Genomic DNA, 1,028 nt, shown 5'->3' with positions numbered 1-1,028 from the left:
TCGGTCCGATCATCATGTCGTACACTCATTACACCAGTAATCTCCCGGTCGTCAAGGCTACGGCGGTCGGACGGGCGTTTGACCGACTGGTGTGATGACGTTATTTCTAGCCTGAATTCGACGACAATGCATCCGGCGCAGGAGGAGAGCGCAGCCATGCACCCCAACCCCAGTGACGCCGAGGCCCTGTTCGGAACCGATGCTGCCCCGCCATCCCCCATGGCCATCCGGGCCGGCGCATTCGAGCTCGCGGTCGATGACGGCTGGCTCAGGCATATCCACGTCGGCGGGACCGAGATCCTCCGCGGCATCGGGCTGACGATACGCGACGATCAGTGGGGCACCTGCCTGCTCCAGCGCGAGGAGACGTCCGCACACCGCGACGACGGCACCTGGGTGTTCCGCTTCGAGGCCACCACCGCCGGGGCCGGCACCCTGGCGGCGGCGTTCGAGGCCCGGATCCGCGACGGCGAGCTCACGGTGACCGCCCGGCTCAGCTCGCCCGGCGGCTTCACCACCAGCCGCAGCGGGCTCGTGGTACTGCATCCCATCGAGGGCGTCGCGGGCAGTCCGGCCACCGTCATGCACACGGACGGCGGAGACGAGGACGGCCGTTTCCCGGACCGGATCAGCCCCGGCCAGCCCTTTTTCGACATCGCCGCCATCCGCCACCAGCCCCGGCCCGGGATCACCGTCGAGTGCGCCTTCGAGGGCGATGTCTTCGAAATGGAGGACCAGCGCAACTGGACCGACGCCTCGTTCAAGACCTACAACCGTCCACTGGCATGGCCGACGCCCTACCGCATCGAGGCGGGCGAGACGGTGGTACAGCGCGTACGCGTGCGCATCGACGGGCCGGCCTCGGGCGACGCCCCGGCGACGCCCGGGGAGCGTGCCGTCGTGCCGGTGCACGTGGACCACGACGCACGCTCTCCGCTGCCCGCGCTGGGTATGGGCCACGACCTCGGGGAACCGGTCTCGGAGACCGTCCGGCAGACCCTCGCCGGTATCCGGCCGGACCACCTTCA

Annotated in this window: 1 protein-coding gene; it reads left to right on the top strand. The window is 69.3% G+C overall.

Features of this window, described 5'->3' with window-relative positions; all coding sequences use genetic code 11:
- Positions 1-156: 156 nt before the first annotated feature.
- Positions 157-1,028, top strand: an 872-nt coding sequence (locus tag G7A99_RS20860; RefSeq protein WP_205599975.1) for a hypothetical protein, incomplete at its 3' end; no start/stop codon positions are given.

It is taken from the genome of Arhodomonas sp. KWT, assembly GCF_010993615.1.
This window is presented reverse-complemented; position numbering and strand designations above follow the sequence as displayed.